The organism is Acinetobacter sp. T_3_1, assembly GCF_025377055.1.
GTDB lineage: Bacteria > Pseudomonadota > Gammaproteobacteria > Pseudomonadales > Moraxellaceae > Acinetobacter > Acinetobacter kookii.
The window spans coordinates 66,212-91,627 of record NZ_JACHVD010000009.1 but is presented as its reverse complement, the minus strand read 5'-3'; the positions used below and the strand labels follow the sequence as shown (position 1 = coordinate 91,627).

The window sequence follows — 25,416 nt, the reverse complement described above, 5'->3', positions numbered from 1 at the left end:
CATGTCTCAGCCACTGTTTGAAAAAGTTGCCTTTATTGGACTTGGGCTGATTGGCTCAAGTCTGGCGCGTGTCATCATTGCTGAAAAACTGGCAAAACAGATTGTTGCCTCTACACGTTCACAAAAAACGCTGGAAGATGCAAAGGCGCTTGGACTGATTCAAGACGGCTATAGCAATCCTGTAGACGCAGTGCAAGGTGCAGATCTGGTGGTTTTGGCTTTGCCTGTGCGGGCGACACAAAAGGTGTTAGAAACCATCAAGCCTTATCTGTCAGATAACACCATCATTACCGATGTGGGCAGTACCAAAGGCAATGTGGTGGATGCAGCCAAAGCCGTATATGGTGAAAACCTGCCGGCAGGTTTTGTTCCGGGTCATCCGATTGCGGGTGCGGAACATACTGGCGTGCATGCGGGTAAGGTCGATTTGTTTGCCAATCACAAAGTCATTTTGACACCGTTGCCAAGCAGTGCTGACTGGGCTGTGGATAAACTGGTTCAATTGTGGCAAGCTGCCAGGGCAGAAGTGATTTGCATGGATGTGGAAAAGCACGATGAAGTGCTGGCGCATACCAGCCATCTTCCGCATTTGATGGCTTTTAACCTGGTTGAGCAACTGGCCAACCGGGAAGATAATCTGGATATTTTCCGTTATGCCGCTGGAGGCTTCCGCGATTTCTCTAGAATCGCGGCGAGTGATCCGCAAATGTGGCATGACATCTTTTTTGCCAATAAAAAAGCAATTTTAAATGCAGTGGATGGCTTTGAGCAGCAACTGGCTCAAATTCGCAAACTCATTGAAGATGAAAATTCCAAGGCATTGATCGGATTGTTGGAGCATGCTCAAGCTGCTCGACAACACTTCAATCATATGCTCGCTAAAAAACCTTTGATGGAGAACGATAAAGTGACACAACAATTTACCATTTTGCCGGGTGATAAGACATTTAAAGGTAAATTTACCGTGCCAGGTGACAAATCTGTGTCACACCGCTCCATCATGTTTGGTGCGATTGCTGAAGGCACGACCCATGTCACCGGTTTCCTGGAAGGTGAAGATGCCTTGGCAACGCTGCAAGCCTTTCGCGATATGGGCGTGAGCATTGAAGGGCCTAAAAATGGTGAAGTGACCATTCATGGCGTAGGCATGCATGGCTTGAAAGCCCCGGCAAGTGCCTTATACATGGGCAACTCGGGGACTTCCATGCGTCTGCTTTCCGGTATGCTCTGTGCCCAGAAGTTTGATTCAGTCATGACCGGTGATGCATCATTGTCAAAGCGTCCAATGGAGCGTATTGCCAAACCGCTTCGTGAAATGGGTGCGCAAATTCAAACCACAGGTGAGCGTGGTACGCCACCGGTATCTATTACCGGCAATCAGGCACTTAAAGGAATTCACTACGACTTGCCAATGGCTTCAGCTCAGGTGAAATCAGGGATTTTACTGGCTGGACTCTGGGCAGAAGGTGAAACTGTAGTCACTGAACCAGAACCGACTCGTGATCATTCGGAACGTATGCTGCGTGCTTTTGGTTATGAGGTGAAAACTGAAGGCAACCGTATTTCACTGCAAGGTGGCGGCAAATTGGTCGGTACTGACATTCAGGTTCCATCCGATATTTCATCTGCTGCATTCTTTATGGTGGGGGCTGCCATTACTGAAGGTTCCGATGTCACTTTGGAAGCGGTAGGGATTAACCCGACGCGTACCGGTGTGATTGAAATCCTGAAACAGATGGGTGCAGATTTAACGGTTGAAAATGAACGTATTGCAGGCGGTGAACCGATTGCCGACATTCGTATTCGCGGCACGCGCACCTTAAAAGGTATTCACATGCCGGAAGATCAGGTGCCATTGGCGATTGATGAATTCCCGGCTTTATTTATTGCCGCTGCCTGTGCAGAGGGTCAAACCATTTTGACCGGTGCTGCCGAGCTTCGCGTAAAAGAATCCGACCGTATTCAGGTGATGGCAGATGGCTTGAAAACCATGGGCATTGACTGCATGCCAACCGATGATGGCATCATCATTGAAGGTAAGGGTAAGTCTGGTGACTGGTCTGCAATTTTCACAGGTGGTGAAATTGAATCGCATCATGATCACCGTATTGCCATGAGTTTTTCCATGGCGGGCTTGCGTACTTCCGGCGAAATTAAAATTGTCGGTACTGAAACCGTGGCAACCAGCTTCCCAACCTTCACTGAATTGGCTAACCAGGCAGGTCTGGCGATTCAGGTCAGTGAATAATTAGTCTAATTTTGTGTATTTGTTAAATAACAGCCAAGCTTTTGCTTGGCTGTTTTACTTTTATTGCTTATGCTAAAACCATACAACAAGAAAGCCTTTGGATACACAGATGAGAAAATTACAATTTACTGCAAACTGTGAAAAGCATAGTCATGTGTCACAACAACCGAATGACTGTCATGTGACTCAGGAATATGTTGCGGACTTATTGTCTAAAGAACTGGGTCAATACGGTTTTCAGACCTTGTCGCAAAGTGGTGATCAGGTTGCGGTAAGTGTAGACAATCAATCCTTGCCATTATCGGTCACCTGCCAGAGTCGTGATGCAGAAGGGCACCTGGTCTGTGAGATTACTTCTTACCCAGCTGAAGATCAGGATTGGCTAGACCGTATTACGGAACAGAGTTTATTGAATCAATTGGCCCAAGCAGTAGAAAACACTTTAAAAGAAGATGAATCTTTTAGCGGCTTTAGATGGAAGGGTTAAATATTTATTTTGACCACATGGATAAACCAAGAGGAGGGCTAAGCCCACTGCTGTCCCACAATTTGAATTTTATTTCAGCACCGAATCAATATGATGATATTTGGGATTTGAGTATTTAATTTTTCACAGCCTTGTCTTTTCTTTAAGGATTTAAGTCGCTTTGTGTAGGCTGGACCCTACTTTTGACAGACCAAAAGTAGGCAAAAGTCTTTAGTCCCCAGACACGACATCCTGTCGTGATGGGGACTGTGTGGCATCCTTGCCACACTCACAAATCAAACACCTGGAATTTGACTATACTACAGCAGTGCGACCTAGCCTCCTCTTTTATTTGGCGTCATGCAGAAACCCTATATAAATGGATGCTCTATGCTGTTATTGTGAGTTTATTCATCTACAAGAAAACGGGAGATAGCCACCCGTAATTGCTTTAAATATCCAGTAAAAAAATGATTCGCGCCGGGCAAGATGGTGATTAAATGTCGCTGCGGTTTAGCCCATTCAATCAAGTCGGACAACAAGGTCACTTCGTCAGCTTCACCATGCAGGAACAGAATATCTCCTTTAATCTGTGGGGTGACGTAATGACGCACACCTGCAACTGTCGCAGTAGGTAGTCCACATAAAATCAACTGTTTGGGTTTAATTTCATCGGGCAAGGCATGAAAACACTTTGCCATGACATGGGCACCAAAGCTAAAGCCCCCAGCATAAAAAGGCAGGCTAATATGCTTGCAGCGAATCACTTGAATAATTTCTAGAATATCATCGGTTTCGCCATGGCCTTTATCGTGTTCACCCGTACTCTGGCCAGAACCACGGAAACTTGGGCGATAAACCATACAGCCACGCTCAAGAAACATCTGCGCAAGCAACGCTGGAACTTTATGCTGGGGCGTTCCGCCTTGTAAGGGGTGAGGATGACATACAAGCGCGAATCCTTTCACTTCACCCTGTGGATAATCAACAAAAACTTCCAGCTGACCTGCAGGACCCTGAAGGAAAATTTGTTCGGACATGTAAAACCGACTCATGACAGAAGAATCGGTTATTTTAGCGCTAAGACCCAGTAAAAACACACATTGGCAATAAGACAATGCTACTGTTATAGTCTGTTTAATTGTTTTTTGAACAGGTTATTCATGCTCGCCTTAATTTCTCCTGCTAAGACTTTAGATTACGAATCTGTACTTCCAACCGATGCACATACACTGCCAAGATTGCTGGAACATTCACAAGAACTTATAAATGTGAGTCGTCATCTTTCTGCGACCGAGATTGCCAATTTAATGAGTGTGAGTGAAAAAATCGCCAATTTAAATGTCGAGCGTTTTAATGACTGGCAACCGGAATTCAATTTTTCTAATGCACGACAGGCTTTATTTGCCTTTAAAGGGGATGTGTATACCGGACTGGATGCCTATGCGCTGAATGAGCAGCATATTGCATATGCACAGCAGCATTTGCGAATGCTGTCCGGACTGTATGGCCTGTTGCGTCCTCTGGATTTGATGATGCCTTATCGCTTGGAAATGGGAACCAAGCTCAAAAATCCACGTGGTCATCATCTTTATGATTTTTGGGATAATATCATTACCGATTTGATTAACCAGGATTTAGCCGAGGTGCATTCAGATCTATTGGTGAATCTTGCTTCGGATGAATATTACAAGTCAGTCAAACCAGGCAAAATTAAAGCCGAGATCATTAAGCCGGTTTTTCTGGACCAGAAAAATGGCAAATACAAGGTGATTAGTTTTTATGCAAAAAAAGCACGTGGATTAATGGCACGTTTTATCATTGAAAACCAGGCAAAACGTGCTGAGGAATTAAAATCATTTAATATGGATGGTTACTATTTTGATGCGGACAGTTCGCTAAAAGGTGAGCTGGTCTTTAAGCGTGACGAGCAGCAAGCCGCTTAAATGAGAGAATAACGAGGTAAAAATCCCGATAAATTTCGGGATTTTTATTGCTCAAAAATAAACAGGATTTTGAAATATTTTATCATTATATTTTAGTGTGCGTTTGTTAACATCATGAGAAATGATGAACAATAAAAAATTATGATGAAAAAATTATTAGTTCCCACCCTTATTTTTGCTGTGGTTTTACTGGGATATGGGGTTTATCACGACAATCAAATGAAAAAAAGACAGGAAATGGATCAATTGATTCAGGATGCTCATCAATCTTTGAAAACTGTAGAAGCGAATCCAAATAATATGGTTCTAGAACCGATAGAAACTGAGAAAATCTCTTCTGCAGGGCCTTTACATGTGAAATCTAGCCAGTTTTAGCACTCGGATTTTTACTATAGGTTTGAAAAATATTGTTATCTTATTGAATATTAATTCAAAATAAATTTTAAAAACAATAAAAAAGCATTGTGTTATAATTTGCCAAGATTTTAATTGAATCATTATATTTATATTGTAAGTATTTGATTTATTTTATCTATGTAGGCTGCATAAAAGTTATGCGGCTTTTTTGTTTACAATTTTTGTGATCCGGTTGTATCGAACCGAATGAAAAATTGTACAAAACAATTGTTTTTAAAAGGAAATTTTTAAATATCCGTTGCCTGGCATCTATAAACTTAATGGTGATTTGAGAAACGGATCATTAATTTTGTAGCGTGCTGACGGCATAAAGTTTACTTACAGGGGTAAAGTCATGACGACTCCTAATCCATCTTCAGAGCATATGCTTGAACGCTTATTTAAGCTGAGTGAAAATAAAACCAGTTTTCGCACAGAAGTTCTTGCAGGTGTAACCACTTTCTTAACCATGTGTTACATCATTATTGTCAATCCAATGATTTTATCCGAAACCGGCATGGATCATGGGGCTGTCTTTGTTGCAACCTGTCTCGCAGCCGCAATTGGCTGTCTGGTTATGGGACTGATTGCAAATTATCCGATTGCACTTGCGCCTGGTATGGGCCTGAATGCTTACTTTACCTATTCTGTGTGTATGGGCATGGGTGTACCTTGGCAAACTGCACTGGCTGCTGTATTTGTCTCCGGTCTGGTATTTATTGCAATCAGTATGTTTAAAATCCGTGAAGCCATTGTCAATGCTATTCCCATGTCGCTGAAATTTGCGATAGGCGGGGGGATTGGCTTATTCCTGGCACTGATTGCATTAAAGAATTCAGGCATTATTGTCGACAATCCGGCAACGCTTGTTGGCTTGGGTGACTTGAAACAACCGACGGTATTGCTGACCTTGCTTGGCTTCCTGATGATTGTGGTGATGCATCACTTTAAAGTCCGTGGGGCAATCATTATCAGTATTCTGGTGATTACCGCGATTGCTACGGCAATGGGACTGAACGAGTTTAAAGGTGTTGTAGGGGCCATTCCATCGATTGCTCCAACTTTCCTGCAAATGGACTTTGAAGGCTTGTTCACAGCCAGCCTGATTGGTGTCATCTTTGTATTTTTCCTGGTCGACCTGTTTGACTCGACGGGTACGCTGGTAGGGGTTTCACATCGTGCGGGCCTGTTAAAAGATGGCAAATTACCACGCTTGAAAAAAGCACTGTTTGCTGACTCGACCGCAATTGTGGCGGGTGCGGCATTGGGTACTTCATCAACTACGCCTTATATCGAATCGTCTGCGGGCGTTGCGGCTGGTGGCCGTACCGGTTTGACTGCTGTGGTTGTTGCCGTATTGTTCGTGCTGTGCTTATTCCTGGCTCCTTTGGCGCAATCGGTTCCGGGTTTTGCTACTGCACCTGCATTATTGTTTGTAGGTGTGTTAATGATTCAAGGTATCGTCAACATTGAATGGGATGATATCACTGAAGCCGTTCCTGCATTTTTAACCATCGTATGCATGCCATTTACCTATTCAATTGCCGATGGTATCGCGATGGGCTTTATCAGCTATGCATTAATCAAGCTCTTCACAGGTAAAGCAAAAACAGTACCTTATATGGTCTGGATTGTTGCGGCGCTTTGGGCATTGAAATTTGCTGTATTTGGCGGCTAATTCACCCCATTCAGAATAGGGTGTAAACTCGGTTTGCACCCTTTTTTATTTTTGAAAAATTTTATAAGGATAAGATATGAATCAACTTGAGCTTATTCAAGCCCTGCCAAAGGCAGAGTTACACGTCCATATTGAAGGGACTTTCGAGCCTGAGCTGATGTTCGAGATTGCTCAACGCAATCATATTGATATTCCGTATAAATCTGTTGAGGAAGTAAAACAGGCTTATAACTTTCATAACCTGCAATCTTTTTTAGATATTTATTATGCAGGTGCGAATGTCCTGATCCATGAGCAGGACTTCTATGATCTGGCCTGGGCATATTTTGAAAAATGTGCAGAAGACCATGTGGTTCATACCGAAATGTTCTTCGATCCGCAGACCCATACCGATCGTGGCATTGCTTTTGCAACGGTGATTCAGGGATTAAAACGTGCCTGTGATGATGCACAAAGCAAATTGGGTATCAGCTCGCATTTGATCATGTGTTTCTTGCGCCATTTAAGTGAAGAAGCGGCATTTCAAACTTTGGAACAGGCTTTACCTTTTAAAGAGCAAATTATTGCGGTGGGGCTGGACTCGAGTGAAGTGGGACATCCACCATCTAAATTTGAACGTGTGTTTGCCAAAGCGCGAGAAGAAGGCTTTTTGGTGGTGGCACATGCTGGCGAAGAAGGTCCGGCTGAATATGTCTGGGAAGCACTGGATTTGCTGAAAGTGAACCGGATTGACCATGGTGTGCGTTCAGAAGAAGATCCGATGCTGATGCAGCGTTTGATTGCAGAGAAAATGCCTTTAACCGTATGTCCTTTAAGTAATTTAAAACTTTGTGTGGTAGATGATATGGTTCAGCACAATATCCGCCGTTTATTGCAACAGGGCGTGCATGTAACAGTTAATTCAGATGATCCTTCCTATTTTGGGGGGTATATGAATGATAATTTCATTGCAATTACCAAAGCTTTAGACCTGTCAAATGATGAGCTGAAGCAGTTAGCTAAAAATTCGTTTGAAGCCTCCTTTATTCCTGCTGCTGAAAAGCAGAAATGGGCGAAGCAAATTGATGCTTTAGCATAATTGAGCATCTTGACATATGTTTCTGATTCAGCGGATTCATGTATGGGGCTGCTGAATAATCACGGGTTAAATATTAGGGGCAAATGTGAAAAAGAGTTTTTGCTGGCTATTTGCTGTCGCTTTACTGGCTGGTTCTGTATCGGTTTTTGCAACGGATAAAAATTCTACTTTTACCCAGAAGATGTTGAAACCGGTGATCGAGCAAGGTTGTAAAAGTGAATTAAATGCTTCAAAAGTCTGGCAATCCGCAGCCTTGTTCATGAGTTCAGGGCAGCAAACTACAGCACAAAAACAAATTTGTGGTTGCGTTGGTGAGCATGCATTGCAGGATATCTCGGCCAAAGAACTGGCTATGGCATCGATGAGTGAATCTGCAAAGAATAGTCTGATTAAACAGGCGGTGATCAATAGCGTAAAAGGCTGTGCCAAAGATGCTTTGAAATAGCTTGTCGCGATAAATTGAACAATAAAAAGCCGCATCAGTAATACACCAGTGCGGCTTTTTTATGGCAACAACATTGATTATTTTGCTTGTTGGGTCATGCTGCGCAAGATGTTATCTTTATCAATGAAATGATGTTTTAATGCCGCGGCAATATGACCGATGACAAGTAAGCCTCCAAACCAGGACAAATAAATGTGTACAGGTTTCACGATGGCTAAAAGATCGGGATCGTCCTGAACCAAACGTGGAATTTCGAATAAATATAATACAGGTGCCGGATGTCCCGCACTCCAGCTAAATAGACAGCCGGTAATGGGTAGGGCAAGTAACATGAGATATAAAGCGAAATGGCCCAGATGTGCAAAAGTTTTCATGAGCGGTGACATGCTGTCGGGTAGCGCTGGAACAGGGTGGGTATAGCGCCAGAATATGCGAATCATAACCAGAAAAAGAATGGTGGTGGCGATGTTCTTATGTAGAGTAATGACCTGACCTTTAAAGCTTCCATCAACCTCATAACTTAGAAAATTTCCGCTATAAAAACCAATCAGCCATGCCGCAATAAAGATAATCGCCATGATCCAATGCAGCCATTGTGCCGTACGCGTATAGTATTGTGAGGTATTTTTCATGTTATACCCAAGTACCCATATGTCATTCTAAAAGTCTGCATATGCTAATTAAAAAGCACATATTTAAAAATGATGAATATAGAACGAAGCGTGTAGTTCTTGAAACACTGTGTGCATGTAGGTTTTTTAATCAGATCATCTGAGTGTGGAAAATTCAATTGAAATATAGATTTCTTCCTGAGAAAAGTTTCGGCAAAATATGCTCAACAGATTTTAGACTCAAGGATTAAACTGTGAAAAAAATAATTGCTGTCCTGGTACCTCTTGCTTTGGCTTTAACTGCTTGTGTGGCAACGGATACCACAACCAGCACAGCGCCTGCAACACAATCGGCAACTCAACAACTCGGTATGACTGCAATTAAAATTGCAATTAATGCAAAATGTACCACCGAGTTGAATGCTATTCCGGCATGGCAAAATGCAACCAAGTTAATGACCGCAACTCAAAAGCAAAATATTCAGACCGAAATTTGTGGTTGTGTCAGTGAAAAAGCACCGCAAAACGTAACGGCAGTAGATTTGGCGACAGCTGCAATTGATCCGGCTGCACGTAATACTATTGTTTCAAATGCAGTGACTAAAACCATTAATGCTTGTGTTGCTGAAGCAATGAACTAATACAGCTTTAATTCATGTTAAAATTAAAGAGGCTGATGTGATTCAGCCTCTTTTTTGTAGGTAAAGCATTGATGAAAATTGCGGGTGTAGATGAAGCGGGGCGTGGCCCTCTGGTGGGTTCGGTGGTTGCGGCTGCAGTTATTTTAGATCCCAATAATCCGATAGAAGGTTTAAATGATTCTAAAAAACTCACTGAAAAAAAGCGTGAAAAATTATTCATAGAAATTCAGGAGAAAGCCTTGGCCTGGGCCATTGCTGAAGCCAGCCATGAAGAAATAGACCAGATCAATATTCTACAGGCCTCTTTATTGGCTATGCGCCGGGCTGTAGAGGCTTTGCAGCTTCAGCCAGAACATGTGCTGGTCGATGGCAATAAAGTTCCGCAAGGCTTAAGCATGAGCTGTGATGCGGTGGTCGGTGGGGATGCACTGCATGCAGAAATTTCAGCGGCCAGTATTTTGGCAAAAGTGACACGTGACCGTGAGATGGTGGTACTGGATCAGCAATATCCGCATTTTGGTTTTGCCAAACATAAGGGTTATCCAACCAAAGCCCATTTTGAGGCAATTGCTGAGCATGGCGTTATTGATCAGCATCGTCGTAGTTATGCACCAGTTAAAAAGGCGTTGGCCTTGCTGGAAAAAAAATAAGCAGCAGATAAATTTAAAGCGGCTATATAGCCGCTTTATATTAGAACAACCTTTAACGGTTTAACGATTAAAGTCGTTCTGGATATTTTGTGGGAAATTATCTTCTTCAAAAGAAGGTTGATAATCCTGATCCAGGTGCTGCAGATGTTCATGCATAGCGCGTTCATGTTGAATTCGTTGGTAAATTTCTTCACGATGAACAGATACTTCTTTTGGAGCATTTACGCCAATACGAACCTGGTTACCTTTTACGCCAAGCACAGTGACACTGACTTGGTCCCCAATCATTAATGTTTCACCGACACGTCGGGTTAGAATCAGCATGTTTATCTCCTTGCAAAACGCTAAACGTGCAATTGATTTTAAAAGTTAAAAACACAACCTTAGTACCATAGAAATATTATCAGAACGCTCTGTCAAAAAACTGACACAAAATAATTCTGTTAATATTTTCAAAATCCTCGGTTACAAATATAACAGAGCCACTATAAAAAAAACTATAGTGGCTCTGTTCTTTTTGTAGTATTTCGCAAATTCTGTCCAACAATGACCAGATTTGTTACTTTACATATTTAAGCACGTGCGCTTGATTCACCAGATTCACGGTCTAAACCGAAAGCAGTGTGAAGAGTACGCACAGCAAGCTCTAAATAATTTTCTTCAATGATCACTGAAATTTTAATTTCTGAAGTTGAAATCATTAAGATGTTGATACCTTCTTCAGCTAGAGCAGTAAACATTTTGCTTGCTACGCCAGCATGTGAGCGCATACCTACACCCACGATCGATACTTTAACGATGTCTGAACGGGTCGCAACTTCACGTGCACCAATTTCTTTCGCAGTTTGCTCCAGAATTGCTTTTGCTTTAGCAAACTCGCCACGGTTGACCGTGAAAGTGAAGTCAGTGGTACCGTCTTCTTCCACATTCTGGATGATCATGTCGACTTCAATATTCGCTGCACCAATTGGCGCCAGGATTTTGGATGCGATGCCAGGCAGGTCAGGCACGCCCAAGATAGTCAATTTTGCTTCGTCACGGTTAAACGCGATACCAGAGATAATTGGCTGTTCCATGTTGTCTTCCAATTCAGTAGTAATAAGAGTTCCGACGTTGTTTTTGAAGTCTTCGTCAAATGCGCCATCATCGTCGTTATCGAAGCTTGATAATACGCGTAAAGGCACCTGATATTTTCCAGCAAATTCAACTGAACGGATTTGCAGGACTTTCGAACCCAGTGATGCCATTTCCAGCATTTCTTCAAAAGAAATACGATCAACTTTTTTCGCTTTTGGTGCAACGCGTGGATCAGTCGTATAAACACCATCTACGTCTGTATAAATCTGGCATTCATCTGCTTTAAGTGCAGCTGCAAGTGCCACACCAGAGGTATCTGAACCACCACGGCCTAAAGTTGTGGTGTTGCCCAATTCATCAAAACCCTGGAAACCGGCAACCACAAGTACGCGGCCTGCATCCAGGTTTTCAGTGAGTACGTCAGTATCAATAGACTCAATGCGGGCTTTGTTGAATGCGCTGTCGGTTTTAATGCCAACCTGGCGGCCAGTCAGTGATTTTGCTTCGACTCCAATCGAGTTAAGCGCCATCGCTAACATAGAAATCGTAACCTGTTCACCCGTAGACACCATCTGGTCTAATTCGCGTGGATCAGGGGTTTCGGTAATGGCCTTCGCTAAAGCAAGCAGGCGATTGGTTTCGCCACTCATTGCCGATACAACCACCACCACCTTGTGGCCGTGGTCATGCCAGCGCTTTACACGACGAGCAACATTTAAAATGCGCTCGGGAGTACCCATAGAGGTACCGCCATATTTTTGAACGATTAATGCCATAGTTGTTCCATATAAACCATGACCCTGATTTTCCGGTCAGGGTCAGTTACACAAAAGGTGAAGTTTTATTTTGCTTCAAGCCAAGCAGTCAAATCTGCCATCACTGTTGCAAACTTCTCGTTAAGTGGCGCGCCACCTTGTGCCAAGTCAGGTTTGCCACCACCTTTACCACCCAGCTCGGTTGCCAAGTGTTTGATGATGTCACCTGCTTTAATGTTTGCAGTAAAGTCTTTTGCTACAGAAGCGAGAAGACTGACCTTATCACCTTCTACAGCCGCAAGTACAATCACTGCATTGTCTAATTTAGATTTTACACCATCGTGCAGGTTGCGAAGCGATTTCGCATCCATGTTTTGCACAGTGGTAATCAATGTTTGACGACCAGCCACAGTTTGAACTTGGCTTAAAAGTTCAGCTGCCTGGAAGTTTGCCAATTTTTGGTTGAGCTGTTCAATCTGTTTTTGCAGGCTGGATGCTGTATCTGCCAGGGCTTCAACTTTCTCAATGGTTTGTTCTTTTTGTGCTTTTAACAGACCGTTGATGGTGTTGATATCACGGTCGGCTTTTTGAACCACTTCAACCGCTTTTGTGCCCGTTACCGCTTCGATACGACGTACACCTGCCGCTACACCACCTTCAGAAGTGATTTTAAACAGACCGATGTCACCGGTACGTTTCACGTGAATACCGCCACACAGTTCGATCGAGAAGTTTTTATCTTCAATGATTGAACCCATGGAAAGTACACGAACTTCATCGCCATATTTTTCACCGAACAGCATCATTGCACCTTTTGCTTTGGCAGATTCGATGTCGAGAAGCTCGGTAGAAACGGCGGTGTTGGCAATCACTTCACGGTTAACAAGACGCTCAACTTCCTGCAGTTGTTCGAATGAAACAGGTTGGTCATTGGCAAAGTCAAAACGTAAAATGTCAGATGCAACCAGTGAACCTTTTTGCTGTACATGAGAACCCAACACTTGACGAAGGGCAGCATGCAACAGGTGTGTTGCAGAGTGGTTGCGTGCAGTTGCTTCACGGATGTCTGCTTTAACAATTGCTTCAACAGATTGAGCGGCTTTTAAGCTACCCATAGTCACGATACCTTGGTGTACGAATGCACCACCAGATTTCTTGGTATCCTGAACTTCGAAGATGCCGGTATCGTTTTTGAAGATACCTGTATCGCCAATCTGACCGCCGCTTTCTGCATAGAAAGGTGTCTGGTTCAATACGATCAGTGCTTCATCGCCTTCAACCAATTCGTCAACCTGTTCGCCATCTTTATAGATTGCAACAATCTGGCCTTGAGCTTGAGTGGCTTTATAACCTTCGAACTGGGTTTCACCTTCAACTTTTACAATGCTGTTGTAGTCGATGGCGAATTTACCTGCATCACGTGCACGTTGACGTTGTGCTGCCATTTCAACTTCAAAGCCGGCTTCATCAATCGTGAGGTCGCGTTCACGTGCGATGTCAGCGGTTAAGTCAGTCGGGAAGCCGTAAGTATCATAAAGTTTGAAAACGGTTTCGCCTGGAATCACTGAACCTTTCAGTTGAGCCAATTCGCCTTCAAGCAATTTCAGACCTTGCTCTAAAGTTTTCGCGAATTGTTCTTCTTCTTTTAAAAGTTGTGCTTCGATACGTGCCTGGTTAGCCGCAAGTTCAGGGTATGCGGCACCCATTGCTTCGATTAAAGGTTGCAACATTTTGTGGAAGAACGAACCGGTTGCACCCAGTTTGTTACCGTGACGCACTGCACGACGGATGATACGACGCAGCACATAACCACGGCCTTCATTCGACGGGTTCACGCCATCTGCAATCAGGAAGCAGCATGAACGGGCATGGTCAGCCACCACTTTAAGGGAAGCAGGGTAGTCAACAGGTTTGTTTGCTGCTTTTGCGGCAGCTTCAATTTCAGTGGTATCTAGGCCAATGATTTCAGCCGCAGCTTTTAACAAGTGCTGGAACAGGTCAATTTCGTAGTTTGAGTTAACGTGTTGCAATACTGCAGAAATACGTTCCAAGCCCATGCCAGTATCGACAGATGGTGCTGGAAGAGGGTGCAATACGCCATCCGCAGTACGGTTGAACTGCATGAATACGTTGTTCCAGATCTCGATGAAACGGTCGCCATCTTCTTCAGGCGTACCCGGCAGGCCGCCCCAAATGTGATCGCCATGGTCAAAGAAGATTTCAGAACAAGGACCACAAGGACCGGTATCACCCATTGCCCAGAAGTTGTCCGATGCGTATTGACCGCCTTTGTTGTCGCCAATACGGATGATGCGAGACGCATCTAAACCAATTTCTTTGTTCCAGATGTCGAATGCTTCGTCATCGGTATGGTAAACAGTGGCATAGAGTTTGTCTTTTGGCAGACCTAACCATTTCTCATTGGTCAAAAAATCCCAGGCAAATTTGATCGCATCACGCTTGAAATAATCACCAAAAGAGAAGTTGCCTAACATTTCAAAGAATGTGTGGTGACGTGCGGTATAACCGACGTTGTCCAGGTCGTTGTGTTTACCGCCTGCGCGTACACATTTTTGTGATGACACTGCACGCACATAATCACGTTTTTCAAGACCCAGGAAGCAGTCTTTAAACTGGTTCATCCCAGCGTTGGTGAATAATAATGTTGGGTCGTTGGCAGGAACCAGAGAACTCGACGCGACACGTGTATGCCCTTGCGATTCAAAATAGCTTAAAAAAGCTTCGCGAATTTCAGCTGATGTCATAAAACGAGTACTCACAACCAAGTCACTCCATAAATCTTGTATTTGGCTAATAGCATGTCAAGCAAGTCTTACTTTTATAAAGCTGGCCTGAGATACTGGCTTAAAATTTTAAAACGCTAAAGTATAACGGAAAAAGCCGCATGCACCAATCACTTTAAGGCGAATTAATCACAATTCTATTTAAGCGGTATTTGGCTTTCTGGCCTTCAATTGATCAGCCGAATTCTGCCTTAGGTATAGGATATAAAATAAATGAAAAGTGAAGTAAATATTTTGATGCAGCCTTCTCTGAATAAATTTTGAGGCAAAATAAGCTTAAAAGCAGCAGGCTAAAACCCTTGCTGCCAGATATTTCATGCATAGAACAGCATAAATGGTATCGGTATCTGGTTAAAATCCATTAACATAGAGCTGTGTTTACATCTACCCAAGAGTTAAGGATATCTGATGCAACGAGTAGCCATTAATGGTTTCGGGCGAATTGGTCGCAATGTATTACGGGCTTGGTTTGAAAATCCTAAGGATTTTCATTTTGATATCGTGGCCATTAACGATATTGCAGATGTAGAAACACTGGTGCATTTGTTTAAATACGACACCACCCATGGCCGCTTTAAGGGCAAGGTTGAAGTGCTTTTGCAGGATGAACAGATTTTTTTGCACATTTCTGCAGGTCTGGCGCAATTAAAGGTACAGGTGTTTTCTCAGCAACAGCCTGAAAGCCTGCCTTGGAAGGATTTAAGTATTGATGTGGTGCTGGAATGTACCGGTTTATTCCGTTCGCGTGTAGCAGCCACAGGGCATATTCACGCAGGGGCAAAACGGGTCATTATTGGTGCTGCGCCTTTTGATACGGTGGATGCGGCCATTGTGTATGGGGTCAACCATCACGAAGTCAAAGCCACAGACCAGATTATTTCCAGTGTATCCTGCACCACACAGGCCTTGGTGCCTTTGGTTAAAATTATTGATGATGCTTTTGGCATTGATACGGCATTGATGACAGAAATTCATGCAGTGACGGCAGATCAGTCGGTGCTGGATCATGCCCACCGCGATTTACGCCGTGCCCGTGCTTCGGGACATAACATTATTCCAACCACATCTTCGGCGCTGGGGGCATTAAAACGGGTGATGCCAAAAATGGCAGAGCGTATAGATGGCTATTCCATACGCGTACCGACCATTAATGTAGCTGCCATTGACCTCACTTTTATTGCGCAGTCGCATGTCACAGCACATAAAATCAATGAGATCCTGATCAAGTCGGCACGTCAGGATTATGCGGAAATTATGGATGTTACCGATGAACCGGTGGTTTCCTCAGACTTTAATCATTCGCCTTATTCACTCATCGTGGATTTAAGCCAAACCATGGTGGTGGGACATCAGGCCAAAGTCTTTGCCTGGTATGACAATGAATGGGGCTATGCGAATCGCTTGCTGGACCTCTGCGAATCCTTTACCCATAAATAGTGGGCCTTGTTTAAAAGAGAGTGCAAGATGGATTTTTCATCTTGCTTACTTTTGAAAGACATGGGGTTTTATAGCGTATGGGGTAAATAATGCGACCTGTAACTCAATTATTATCAATTTGTTCGAATGGTTTGTTAATTCTTGAGTAAAGATGCAGGTTTCAGTAGGATGAATAGGCTGCCATGAAGTTACATTTTATTTGATGATTTAGCAGTGGCAGTGAATTGCCGACCCGAAGTCGACTTATAATGATGCTTATAATAAATATAAATCTAAGCACGGTTAATTTTATAATCAATTTTCGATTACTATATGAAAATTATAAGCTTTTGAAATTTAATCCCATCGATTCATGACACAGATCAGTCATCAATCAATAACACGAGCAGCGTACCTATGTTGATATTTATCTGGGGATTTATTTTCCTTTTAGCCATAGCAGTAATTTTTTTGATTTGGGCACAATTTACCAATCAAGGTGCTGCCCTCAGTGAAATTCAATTGAATCAACAATTGGAAACAAAAGTGATTCATCTGGAAGAAAACCTTAAAAAAACCCTGGAAATTATGCAGGACCTGGCGAAGAAAATGCATATTCAGCAAGAGGTAATTGATAAGACCACGACTAAACTGAGTCAGGTGGAATCCCAAAATGCCGAATTGATTGGACTATTGGCAAAAACGGTTCATTCAACCGACAAAACCTCACTTTAATTTAAAAATTTAAAGGTACGCTTTATGCCCGTAGCATTCTTAAAACTGCTGTGGATGCCACACTTATGGCCAGCGTAGGTGAGAAAGAAAAACGTGATGCTGCCAGCAGGATAATGACAATAGCAATCATATTCGCGGGGTTGTCTTTGACAAAATATGTTGCAATGACTGAGTTCAGCACGCTGCCGGGCACAACTTCTATAATTTGGGATTGCTTATTGCTGAGTGTTTTATTTTTGAGTCAAACATAGCGCAGGATACGTGTCAGATAGATATTACAGAACAGCATAGGTTCACCTGAAAAGAAAGCAACATGACAGTACCTTCTTATCGCCGGGTCGAAGCAAATGGCATACGCTTGAATCTGATAGAAAAAGGTCAGGGCCCGCTGGTCCTGTTCTGTCACGGATTTCCAGAAACTTCCCATGCATGGCGTAATCAGTTGTCCGCACTAGCCGCTGCAGGCTACCGTACTGTCGCACCTGACCTCCGTGGTTATGGGGGTAGCGACCGGCCAGAGGCAGTCGGCGCGTATACGGTGCTGCAAGTGATCGGTGACATGGTCGCTCTTATGGATGTGCTTGGAGAGAAGCAAGCCGTCATTGTTGGAGGGGACTGGGGTGCGATAATAGCTTGGCAAGCAGCACTTATCCGGCCAGAACGATTTCGTGCGGTCGCGGCACTGGGCGTGCCTATGATGGGACGTGCACCCATGCTACCCAGCAAGCTTTTCCCACAAACTTCCGATGCCTGGTTCTACACACATTACTTTGCATCACCGGGGCTTGCGGAGCATGAGCTGGAAGCCAATGTTGCTGCAACCCTGCGAAAAATATACTTTGCCGCTTCAGGGGATGCAGGCCCGCGTGATGATCCGAAAACACCGAATCCGTTTGGAATGGTTCCTCGCTCTGGCGGACTGCTCGCCATGCTGCCTGACCCTCAAACCCTACCAGCTTGGCTTGGTCCCGACGATTTTACCTTATTTGTGCGCTCATTCGAGCAAAGTGGCTTTCGCGGCGGCCTGAATTACTACCGCAACCTAGACCAAAACTGGGAATCAGAAGCTGCTTTTCAAGGCTTGCATGTTAATGTGCCCGCCATGTATCTCGTGGGTGAGCGAGATACCGGACTCGCCATTCCTGGGATGAAAGACATCATCAAGGCAATGCCGTCTTTAGTGCCTCAGCTCCAAATATCTCAAGTCATCCCAAAGGCTGGTCATTGGCTTCAGCAAGAAGCGCCCGATGTGGTCAATGCTCTACTTCTGGGTTTTCTTGATTCCCTCTAAAAAGACTTCGAGCGCGAGGTGGTGGTTAGCGTTCCCCATATAACATGAAGGTTCATCACAAGCATGGAGAGTGACCAGTTATATTGCAAAACAGAGGGCATTTCTGATGTTAATCCAGGCAAAATAACGTGATCCCTGTGCCTGGAGTGGTTAACTTATATTTGATTTTAAAGTCGCGAGATAGAATCAAAGTATAAAAATTATTTAATTGGCAATGAATCACATCTTTTCTGCAAAAGTCTGATGCACAGTAAAGATGATCGTGCTAGACTAGGAGAAATCGGGTGTGCTCCCGATTTTTTTATGCGGATTACTTCCGCGCTGACAAGTATTTAGGTTTACAACATGCCCATTTCAGAGACATGGTTATTACCTGATGGTGTAGCTGATGTATTACCAGAACAAGCGCAAGTAATAGAAGCTTTGCGCCGTGAAGCATTGGATTTCCTCGCATCTCGAGGTTATCAGCTGGTGTACACGCCATTTATCGAATACATCGAATCTCTTTCTTCTCTTTCAGAATCGAATCAAGATTTAGACTTAGCCACTTTTAAAGTCATCGACCAGCTTTCTGGCCGTTTGCTGGGTGTGCGTGCCGATATGACACCGCAAGTGGCCCGTATCGATGCGCATGTATATCCGGTCGAAGGTGTAGCGCGTTATTGCTACGCTGGCACGGTTTTACACACCAAGCCTCAAGGTTTTAATACCACGCGTGCACCGCTGCAACTGGGTGCGGAACTTTTTGGTTCAGACAGTATTGATGCTGACGTCGAAATGATTGACGTGATGCTCAACTTATTGAAAACAGCAAGCTTTGCGGATGGCATCCATCTGGATTTAGGTCATGTGGGCTTGTTCCGCAGTCTGGTTAAACACGCTGGTTTAACCAAGGCGGAAGAAAATCAGCTTTCGGATCTTTACCAGCGCAAAGCCTTGCCTGAACTGGCTGAATTTACACAAGAATTAAAATTCGGTGCAGATTTTTATGCACTAGGCCGCTATTCAAGTGATTTGGATGCTTTAGAAGCTAACCTCAGTGCTGAAATTATTGCAGACCCGGCATTTAAACAGGCATTTGATGCAGTAAAAACGACTCGATCTGAAATTCAGGCACGTTGGCCAGACTTGCATATTGGTATTGATGTTGTAGAACTTCGTTCATATCACTACCACACTGGTTTAATGTATGCCGTCTATGCGCCAAACCGTGCAGCACCGCTGGCTCAAGGTGGTCGTTATGACGGTATTGGCGAACACTTTGGACGCGCGCGCCCGGCAACTGGCTTCTCTTGTGACTTATATGCACTCAGTGCAGGTCAGTTCAAACAGGTTCAAAAAGTTGTTGCACCGAAAGGTACAGATAAAGCATTGCTTGATGCAATCGCTGCTCTGCGTGCACAAGGCTTAAGTGTGATTCAGTTATTAGGTAATGATGATTTAAACTCGATTCCGTTTGCGACTCACCAGTTGGTGAACAAGGCGGGTGAGTGGACAGTCGAACCGATTTAATCGCAGAACTGGATGTTCATGTCATTCAGTTGTGTTTTCTATTTTAACAGCATGATGCAATGAGGCTATTATGGGCAAGAATGTTGTGGTACTCGGTACCCAATGGGGCGACGAAGGTAAAGGCAAAATCGTCGACCTGCTCACAGATCAAGCGGCAGCGGTCGTTCGTTATCAAGGCGGACACAACGCAGGTCATACTCTTGTGGTTGGTGGTAAGAAAACTGTATTACACCTCATTCCATCTGGTATTTTACGTGAAAACGTACTGTGCTTAATTGGTAACGGTGTTGTACTTTCACCGGAAGCGCTGATTAAAGAGATGGATATTCTTGAAAAAGAAGGCGTGCCAGTACGTGAACGTTTACGTATTTCTCCAAACTGTCCATTAATCCTTCCAAACCACATTGCACTTGACCAAGCGCGTGAGAAAAAACGTGGCAATGCAAAAATTGGTACAACTGGCCGTGGTATTGGTCCCGCTTACGAAGATAAAGTTGCACGTCGTGCAATTCGTGTTGCTGACCTGGTACGTGGTGGTGAACATCTTAAAGCTCAACTTACCGAGCTTCTTGAATACCATAACTTCCAGTTGACTCAATTCTACGGTGTAGAAGCGGTTAATCTTGAAGATGTACTTACTCTTTGCGACCAATGGCGTGAAGTTGTTGCTCCATTAGTTGTGGACGTAACAGGTGAACTTCATAAATACCGTAAAAACGGTGATAACATCATGTTTGAAGGCGCGCAAGGTTCACTTCTTGACGTTGACCATGGTACATACCCGTATGTAACGTCTTCAAACACGACTGCTGGTGGCGTAAGCTCAGGTTCAGGTCTTGGTCCATTACACCTTGACTATGTACTTGGTATCACTAAAGCCTATACAACACGTGTAGGTGCTGGTCCATTCCCAACTGAACTTGTTTACGATGCTGCGAACGATGTTGGTGATGCAATCGGTAAACACTTGGGTACTGTAGGTTCAGAATTTGGTGCGTCTACTGGCCGTCAACGTCGTTGTGGTTGGTTCGATGCTGAAATTCTTCGCCGTTCAGTAGAAGTAAACTCACTTTCTGGTATCTGCTTGACTAAACTTGACGTTCTTGACGGTTTAGAAGAAGTGAAAATCTGTGTCGGTTACGAAGCTGCTGATTCTGGTTGCGTAGGTTCTTCTGATGCCCTTGCATTCGAAACGTTAAAACCAATCTACGAAACCATGCCAGGCTGGTCTGAGTCTACTTTTGGTGCTAAATCAATTGATCAGTTACCAGAAGCTGCACTTAACTACGTAAAACGTCTTGAGCAATTGATTGAATGTCCAATCGACATCATTTCAACTGGTCCAGACCGTGAAGAAACAATTATTCTCCGCCATCCATTCGAAGCTTAATCTGCCAAGAATCAGGACGTATAAAAAGCCCCACAATTGTGGGGCTTTTTTTGCCGGCTTTATTTGGAAAAGATAGCAACATGCCATATGCGAAGAGTTTTGCAGACTAAAGTTGCATCTGAGCATACTGTTTAATTCACTTGCACTTGCTAGAATGTTAAATATAAAACAAATACAAGGTTGTGCATGATGCATAAAAATATATCAGCGACGATGTTTTATTCATTACTGTTTGCAATGGGTGGTGCACCGACGATTGCCATGCTGGTTATTCAGGCACAAACACAGGATCCTGCAATTATTAATGCGGCGTTTATTGGATTAAGTGTCATCGTTGCATGTATTTTGGTTCCGGTCGTGCTTATTCAAAATGCATTTTTATTTTTTAAGCGCAAAAATGAACAACTGGAACAGAAAATTAAACCACTTTGCCAGATATATTTGGGGCTGAATGTTTTGTGTTTAATTTATTGGCTTAGTTTTCAATTTCTTAAATAAGCCTGTTTACATAAATGATATGATTGTGGAGATAATATTAATTTAAAGATTATCCACTATTTCATATAATCTCTTGAAAAGAGATATCTATTTTCAAGGTGGAGATTATTATAATGAACAGCAAGCTGATTTTAAGTTTGTGTGCAGCAAGTGTAATCACGATTTCCGGTTGTACTACTGTAGCGGACATGGCAGGGGCAGACTCATCCACATTAAATGTTACTGCTGCGCAGGGCTTTAATAAGACTGTTCAGGAAGCGAGTGCCAATAAAACCTTAGATACTTCATCTGCGACTTATAAGCGAATTAATTCGGTATTTTTACGTCTAAAACCTTATGGCGACCAAATCAACCAGACAGGCCAAAAGTTCGACTGGCAATTGGCTGTGCTGAAGTCAGACCAGATCAATGCTTATGTGGCACCAGGCGGTAAAGTGGTGTTTTACACTGGTATTGTAAATAAGTTAAATCTGACCGATGCTGAAATTGCAGCGGTGATGGGCCATGAAATGGTGCATGCCTTGGAAGAACATTCCAAACAAAAAATTGGTGCACAGGCTTTAACAGACCTGGCGTTAAACATTGGTTTGGGCTATGCAGGCAATAATGTCAGTCAATTGGGTGCAGCAGCAGCTCAGTTAGGTGCACAGGTGGGTGTGGGTTTACCCTATTCACGTAGCCTTGAAAGCCGTGCTGACCAAGGTGGTTTGATGTTGATGGCGCGTGCCGGTTATAATCCGCAAGCCGCAATCACGCTTTGGGAAAAAATGAACAAGTTGGAAGGTGCGGGAGGTACATCATTCCTGTCGACTCACCCTTCAAATGGTCAGCGTATTGAAGCAATGCGTAAAAACTTGCCAGCTGCTCAAGCCATCTATAACAGACGTTAATCAGTCGTTAAGCAAAAAAAGGATGCTTATTGCATCCTTTTTTGTACGCAAATTTTTTGATTTTAAAGAATATAAGTTATTTGACGCAGGTGAAGCAACACTTCACCTTAATGAGTTACGGCGAAATATCTATGGTGCTGGATTCGGCTGCTGGCGGTGAATATCTTCAATACCCTGTAAAATCTCAGCAGATAAGTCAATTTCAAAGGCCTGGATGTTTTCCTTAAGCTGATCCGGATTGGTTGCGCCAATAATGGTACTGGTCACAAAGAATTGCTGCTTGATAAATGCCAATGCCAGTTGGGTCAGGGTTAAACCATGCCGTTCTGCAAGCTGAGCATACTGTTCGGTTGCCCATTCACTTTCAAGATTGCTATAACGGCTAAAACGGGAAAATAGGGTGACCCGTGCATTAGCTGGACGAGCGCCATGACGGAATTTACCGGTTAAATAACCAAAAGCGAGAGGTGAGTAAGCAAGTAAGCCGACATTTTCATAATGGGCAATTTCAGACATGCCAATTTCATAAGTTCGGTTCAGCAGGCTATAAGGGTTTTGTACGCTGACAAATTTTTCCAGGCCTAATTTTTCAGCCAGATGTAAAAACTTTAAAGTTCCCCACGGGGTTTCATTAGACAGCCCGATATAACGGATACGGCCTTTTTTAATTTCATCACTTAAGGCACTTAAGGTTTCTTCCAGGGCAGTGACTTGCTGCTGGTTTTGCGCTTCTGTGTTGCCATAGCCAAGCTTGCCAAAGAAATTGGTTGGGCGTTGTGGCCAATGTAACTGATACAGGTCGATATAATCGCTTTGTAAACGTTTTAAGGAACCATCAAGTGCCGAGCTAATCTCAGCTGCAGTAAAGCGGGTTTTGCCGTCACGGATATGGCTGCCGCCTTGTGAAGGACCGGCAATTTTTGAAGCAATGAACAGCTGGTCGCGCTGACCACGCTGTGCAATCCAGTTGCCCAGGATGGTTTCAGTTGCTCCTTGAGTTTCAGGCTTTGGCGGTACCGGATACATTTCTGCCGTATCCCAGAAAAATAACCCTTGATCTAAAGCATATTCAAGTTGCTGAAAGGCCTCTGCCTGGGTATTTTGTTCGCCAAAGGTCATGGTGCCCAAACAAATTTCAGGCAGCAGAATCCCGGTGTTGGCTAAGGGTTTGAGTCGCATTAAGGTGGATCCTTTAATTTTTATCAAGTTTGAAATCGTGCATTAGGCTAACTGATTTTTGGATCGGCGTTAAATCATGAATTGTTTTAAAGTTGTCATAAAAATTTAAAAAGAACAGCTCAGAAAAATAGACATAAAAAAAGCAAATCTCAGGATTTGCTTTTAGGGTGAATGGAAGAAAACTTATTCTTCATCATCCTCGTCTTCTAAAGACGCATCATTTTCTTCAGTAGAAACATCATAAATCAGGATGGCTTTACCATCGGTATGAATCATGCCTTGTTCTTCCAGGGTTTTTAGGACACGGCCGACCATTTCACGCGAACAGCCGACAATACGGCCAATTTCCTGACGCGTAATACGGATTTGGCGGCCATTTGGTAAAATCATGGCTTCTGGTTGTGAAGAAAGGTCAATCAGGCAGCGTGCAATACGGCCAGATACATCAATAAATGCCAGGTCAGTCACTTTACGTGTCGTATTTTTTAAGCGACGTACAAGCTGGGCAAATACGGCATAGCTCAGGTCTGGATACTGTTTGCTTAATTCGTGGAAGTTTTCATAAGTGATTTCGGCAATTTCACATACGTCACGTGTACGAACTTCTGCAGTACGTTGTGGATTTGCTTCAAAAAGACCCATTTCCCCAAAAAAGTCTCCAGCATTCAAATAAGCAACTACAATTTCACGTTCATCATCTTCACGTAAAATAATGGAAACTGAACCTTTTAAAATCAAATAAAGCGATTTTGATTCTGAGCCTGCATCTACAATTGCAGTGCGTTTTGGATAACGATTTATATAGGCACGTTTTAATAATGCTTTCACTGACTCTGGAAGTTGACCTGGAGACAGTGCATCAGTGCTAAGTTGTGAAAAGTTTGAAGTCATGCTAACGGTTCCGAATATGGATAATTAATAGATCGCACAAGACCTAAAGTGAACTTGTCACACAGAAGAGCTGAAATTCCTTCTCAACTCAATTTATGTTAGTGTACAGGTACATCGTAAATTTATAGTTTTTTTCAGGTAGTTGCAATGCAAACAAGCGTTCATTGGCTAGAGAATGTTGCTTTTGAGGCAAAATCGGAAAGTGGTCACCAAATCGTGATGGATGGGGCTGAGGCATATGGCGGTCAAAACCGTGGACCACGTCCTATGGAATTGATATTAATGGGACTTGGTGGGTGTGCTTCCTTTGATATTGTGACGATTTTAAAAAAATCACGCCAAGATGTGACAGATGTCGTGTGTCAGCTCAAGGCTGAACGTGCAGATAGCATCCCAGCCGTGTTTACCAAAATCCATTTACATTTTGTGGTGACGGGTAAAGCAGTCAAAGAAAAACAGGTCGCTAAAGCTGTTGAACTTTCAGCTGAAAAATACTGTTCTGCAAGCAAAATGTTATCGGATGGTGGGGTGGAAATTACTCACGATTTTGAAATTATTGAAGCGGAATAATAACTTTAGATGGCAATTCATTTCCGGATTGCCATTTTTATGCTGCATCAGTATTAAAAATACCCATAAAGAAAAAAGATTTTATCCCGGTAAAGATTTAAAAATAATCTATAGCATTTTTAATAGATCTTTTCCTCCAAACCTTCAATCTTGGAAGGTTCCTCAAGCAGATGTATTGACTTATAGTCAAAATAAATTTTCAAAAGTCTCATGACATTTATTTAAAAGATACAAAAATATATATGGAAT

24 protein-coding genes and 1 pseudogene are annotated in these 25,416 nt (G+C 43.3%); 17 read left to right on the top strand and 8 right to left on the bottom strand.

Annotated elements, in window-relative coordinates; genetic code table 11:
- Position 1 precedes the first annotated feature (1 nt).
- Both H4I94_RS10370 and H4I94_RS10365 read left to right on the top strand, forming a co-directional pair.
- Positions 2 to 2,248: a bifunctional prephenate dehydrogenase/3-phosphoshikimate 1-carboxyvinyltransferase gene (locus H4I94_RS10370; RefSeq protein ID WP_261183051.1), complete on the top strand. Its 2,247-nt coding sequence runs from the start codon at positions 2 to 4 to the stop codon at positions 2,246 to 2,248.
- 109 nt (positions 2,249 to 2,357) lie between these two features.
- Entirely contained in the window at positions 2,358 to 2,735 is a 378-nt protein-coding gene (locus H4I94_RS10365) for a hypothetical protein (protein ID WP_261183050.1), read from the top strand.
- Positions 2,736 to 3,121: 386 nt separating this feature from the next.
- Here the strand turns inward: H4I94_RS10365 and H4I94_RS10360 are convergent, their stop codons facing one another.
- Positions 3,122 to 3,754 (bottom strand): alpha/beta hydrolase, encoded by a 633-nt coding sequence (locus H4I94_RS10360; RefSeq protein WP_261183049.1) that lies wholly within the window; start codon positions 3,752 to 3,754, stop codon positions 3,122 to 3,124.
- A 123-nt stretch (positions 3,755 to 3,877) separates the two neighbouring features.
- On the opposite strand from H4I94_RS10360, the gene yaaA reads away from it, so the two are divergent.
- From yaaA to H4I94_RS10335, 5 genes are all read left to right on the top strand, one after another.
- The gene (yaaA, locus tag H4I94_RS10355) at positions 3,878 to 4,660 is read left to right on the top strand and encodes a peroxide stress protein YaaA (RefSeq protein WP_261183048.1); all 783 of its coding nucleotides are present in this window, start codon (positions 3,878 to 3,880) and stop codon (positions 4,658 to 4,660) included.
- A gap of 141 nt (positions 4,661 to 4,801) precedes the next feature.
- Positions 4,802 to 5,035 (top strand): hypothetical protein, encoded by a 234-nt coding sequence (locus H4I94_RS10350; RefSeq protein ID WP_261183047.1) that lies wholly within the window; start codon positions 4,802 to 4,804, stop codon positions 5,033 to 5,035.
- Positions 5,036 to 5,411: 376 nt separating this feature from the next.
- Positions 5,412 to 6,734 (top strand): NCS2 family permease, encoded by a 1,323-nt coding sequence (locus H4I94_RS10345; RefSeq protein WP_092818498.1) that lies wholly within the window; start codon positions 5,412 to 5,414, stop codon positions 6,732 to 6,734.
- 76 nt (positions 6,735 to 6,810) lie between these two features.
- Entirely contained in the window at positions 6,811 to 7,812 is a 1,002-nt protein-coding gene (locus H4I94_RS10340; protein ID WP_261183046.1) for an adenosine deaminase, read from the top strand.
- Between the two features lie 85 nt (positions 7,813 to 7,897).
- The gene (locus H4I94_RS10335) at positions 7,898 to 8,257 is read left to right on the top strand and encodes a hypothetical protein (protein ID WP_261183045.1); all 360 of its coding nucleotides are present in this window, start codon (positions 7,898 to 7,900) and stop codon (positions 8,255 to 8,257) included.
- A 77-nt stretch (positions 8,258 to 8,334) separates the two neighbouring features.
- Here the strand turns inward: H4I94_RS10335 and H4I94_RS10330 are convergent, their stop codons facing one another.
- The gene (locus H4I94_RS10330) at positions 8,335 to 8,889 is read right to left on the bottom strand and encodes a cytochrome b (RefSeq protein ID WP_261183044.1); all 555 of its coding nucleotides are present in this window, start codon (positions 8,887 to 8,889) and stop codon (positions 8,335 to 8,337) included.
- Positions 8,890 to 9,122: 233 nt separating this feature from the next.
- Here H4I94_RS10330 and H4I94_RS10325 point away from each other — a divergent pair, with 233 nt between their 5' ends.
- Together H4I94_RS10325 and rnhB are read left to right on the top strand one after the other, a co-directional pair.
- Positions 9,123 to 9,509: a hypothetical protein gene (locus tag H4I94_RS10325; protein ID WP_261183043.1), complete on the top strand. Its 387-nt coding sequence runs from the start codon at positions 9,123 to 9,125 to the stop codon at positions 9,507 to 9,509.
- Positions 9,510 to 9,580: 71 nt separating this feature from the next.
- Positions 9,581 to 10,159: a ribonuclease HII gene (gene rnhB, locus H4I94_RS10320; RefSeq protein WP_092818493.1), complete on the top strand. Its 579-nt coding sequence runs from the start codon at positions 9,581 to 9,583 to the stop codon at positions 10,157 to 10,159.
- Between the two features lie 60 nt (positions 10,160 to 10,219).
- Here the strand turns inward: rnhB and csrA are convergent, their stop codons facing one another.
- The 3 genes from csrA to alaS all read right to left on the bottom strand — a co-directional run bounded on the left by csrA (position 10,220) and on the right by alaS (position 14,771).
- A complete protein-coding gene (gene csrA, locus H4I94_RS10315) occupies positions 10,220 to 10,483 on the bottom strand; it encodes a carbon storage regulator CsrA (RefSeq protein ID WP_092818492.1) in 264 nt (87 codons plus the stop codon).
- 248 nt (positions 10,484 to 10,731) lie between these two features.
- Positions 10,732 to 12,012 carry an aspartate kinase gene (locus H4I94_RS10310; protein ID WP_092818491.1) on the bottom strand — a complete coding sequence of 427 codons (1,281 nt, stop codon included), beginning with the start codon at positions 12,010 to 12,012 and terminating at the stop codon, positions 10,732 to 10,734.
- A gap of 65 nt (positions 12,013 to 12,077) precedes the next feature.
- Positions 12,078 to 14,771 (bottom strand): alanine--tRNA ligase, encoded by a 2,694-nt coding sequence (alaS, locus tag H4I94_RS10305; RefSeq protein WP_261183041.1) that lies wholly within the window; start codon positions 14,769 to 14,771, stop codon positions 12,078 to 12,080.
- A 432-nt stretch (positions 14,772 to 15,203) separates the two neighbouring features.
- Between alaS and H4I94_RS10300 the strand changes: the two genes are divergently transcribed.
- Both H4I94_RS10300 and H4I94_RS10295 read left to right on the top strand, forming a co-directional pair.
- The gene (locus H4I94_RS10300) at positions 15,204 to 16,232 is read left to right on the top strand and encodes a type I glyceraldehyde-3-phosphate dehydrogenase (protein ID WP_261183040.1); all 1,029 of its coding nucleotides are present in this window, start codon (positions 15,204 to 15,206) and stop codon (positions 16,230 to 16,232) included.
- Positions 16,233 to 16,628: 396 nt separating this feature from the next.
- On the top strand, positions 16,629 to 16,946 hold the full coding sequence (locus H4I94_RS10295) for a hypothetical protein (RefSeq protein WP_409976756.1): 318 nt from the start codon (positions 16,629 to 16,631) through the stop codon (positions 16,944 to 16,946).
- Positions 16,947 to 16,968: 22 nt separating this feature from the next.
- Here the strand turns inward: H4I94_RS10295 and H4I94_RS10290 are convergent.
- Positions 16,969 to 17,235, bottom strand: a pseudogene (locus tag H4I94_RS10290) (AzlD family protein).
- Between the two features lie 24 nt (positions 17,236 to 17,259).
- On the opposite strand from H4I94_RS10290, the gene H4I94_RS10285 reads away from it, so the two are divergent.
- The 5 genes from H4I94_RS10285 (at position 17,260) to H4I94_RS10265 (ending at position 22,527) form a co-directional block, all read left to right on the top strand.
- On the top strand, positions 17,260 to 18,237 hold the full coding sequence (locus H4I94_RS10285) for an alpha/beta fold hydrolase (protein WP_261183039.1): 978 nt from the start codon (positions 17,260 to 17,262) through the stop codon (positions 18,235 to 18,237).
- A 345-nt stretch (positions 18,238 to 18,582) separates the two neighbouring features.
- A complete protein-coding gene (locus H4I94_RS10280; RefSeq protein ID WP_261183038.1) occupies positions 18,583 to 19,749 on the top strand; it encodes an ATP phosphoribosyltransferase regulatory subunit in 1,167 nt (388 codons plus the stop codon).
- Between the two features lie 70 nt (positions 19,750 to 19,819).
- Positions 19,820 to 21,139: an adenylosuccinate synthase gene (locus tag H4I94_RS10275; protein WP_261183037.1), complete on the top strand. Its 1,320-nt coding sequence runs from the start codon at positions 19,820 to 19,822 to the stop codon at positions 21,137 to 21,139.
- A gap of 189 nt (positions 21,140 to 21,328) precedes the next feature.
- Entirely contained in the window at positions 21,329 to 21,637 is a 309-nt protein-coding gene (locus tag H4I94_RS10270) for a hypothetical protein (RefSeq protein ID WP_092818485.1), read from the top strand.
- A 113-nt stretch (positions 21,638 to 21,750) separates the two neighbouring features.
- The gene (locus tag H4I94_RS10265) at positions 21,751 to 22,527 is read left to right on the top strand and encodes a M48 family metallopeptidase (RefSeq protein ID WP_261183036.1); all 777 of its coding nucleotides are present in this window, start codon (positions 21,751 to 21,753) and stop codon (positions 22,525 to 22,527) included.
- A 129-nt stretch (positions 22,528 to 22,656) separates the two neighbouring features.
- Here H4I94_RS10265 and H4I94_RS10260 read toward each other — a convergent pair whose 3' ends face one another.
- Positions 22,657 to 23,706 carry an NADP(H)-dependent aldo-keto reductase gene (locus tag H4I94_RS10260; RefSeq protein ID WP_261183035.1) on the bottom strand — a complete coding sequence of 350 codons (1,050 nt, stop codon included), beginning with the start codon at positions 23,704 to 23,706 and terminating at the stop codon, positions 22,657 to 22,659.
- A 183-nt stretch (positions 23,707 to 23,889) separates the two neighbouring features.
- Positions 23,890 to 24,597 (bottom strand): cAMP-activated global transcriptional regulator CRP, encoded by a 708-nt coding sequence (crp, locus tag H4I94_RS10255; RefSeq protein ID WP_261183034.1) that lies wholly within the window; start codon positions 24,595 to 24,597, stop codon positions 23,890 to 23,892.
- 147 nt (positions 24,598 to 24,744) lie between these two features.
- Between crp and H4I94_RS10250 the strand changes: the two genes are divergently transcribed.
- On the top strand, positions 24,745 to 25,167 hold the full coding sequence (locus tag H4I94_RS10250) for an OsmC family protein (RefSeq protein WP_131274600.1): 423 nt from the start codon (positions 24,745 to 24,747) through the stop codon (positions 25,165 to 25,167).
- The last annotated feature ends 249 nt before the right edge of the window (positions 25,168 to 25,416 follow it).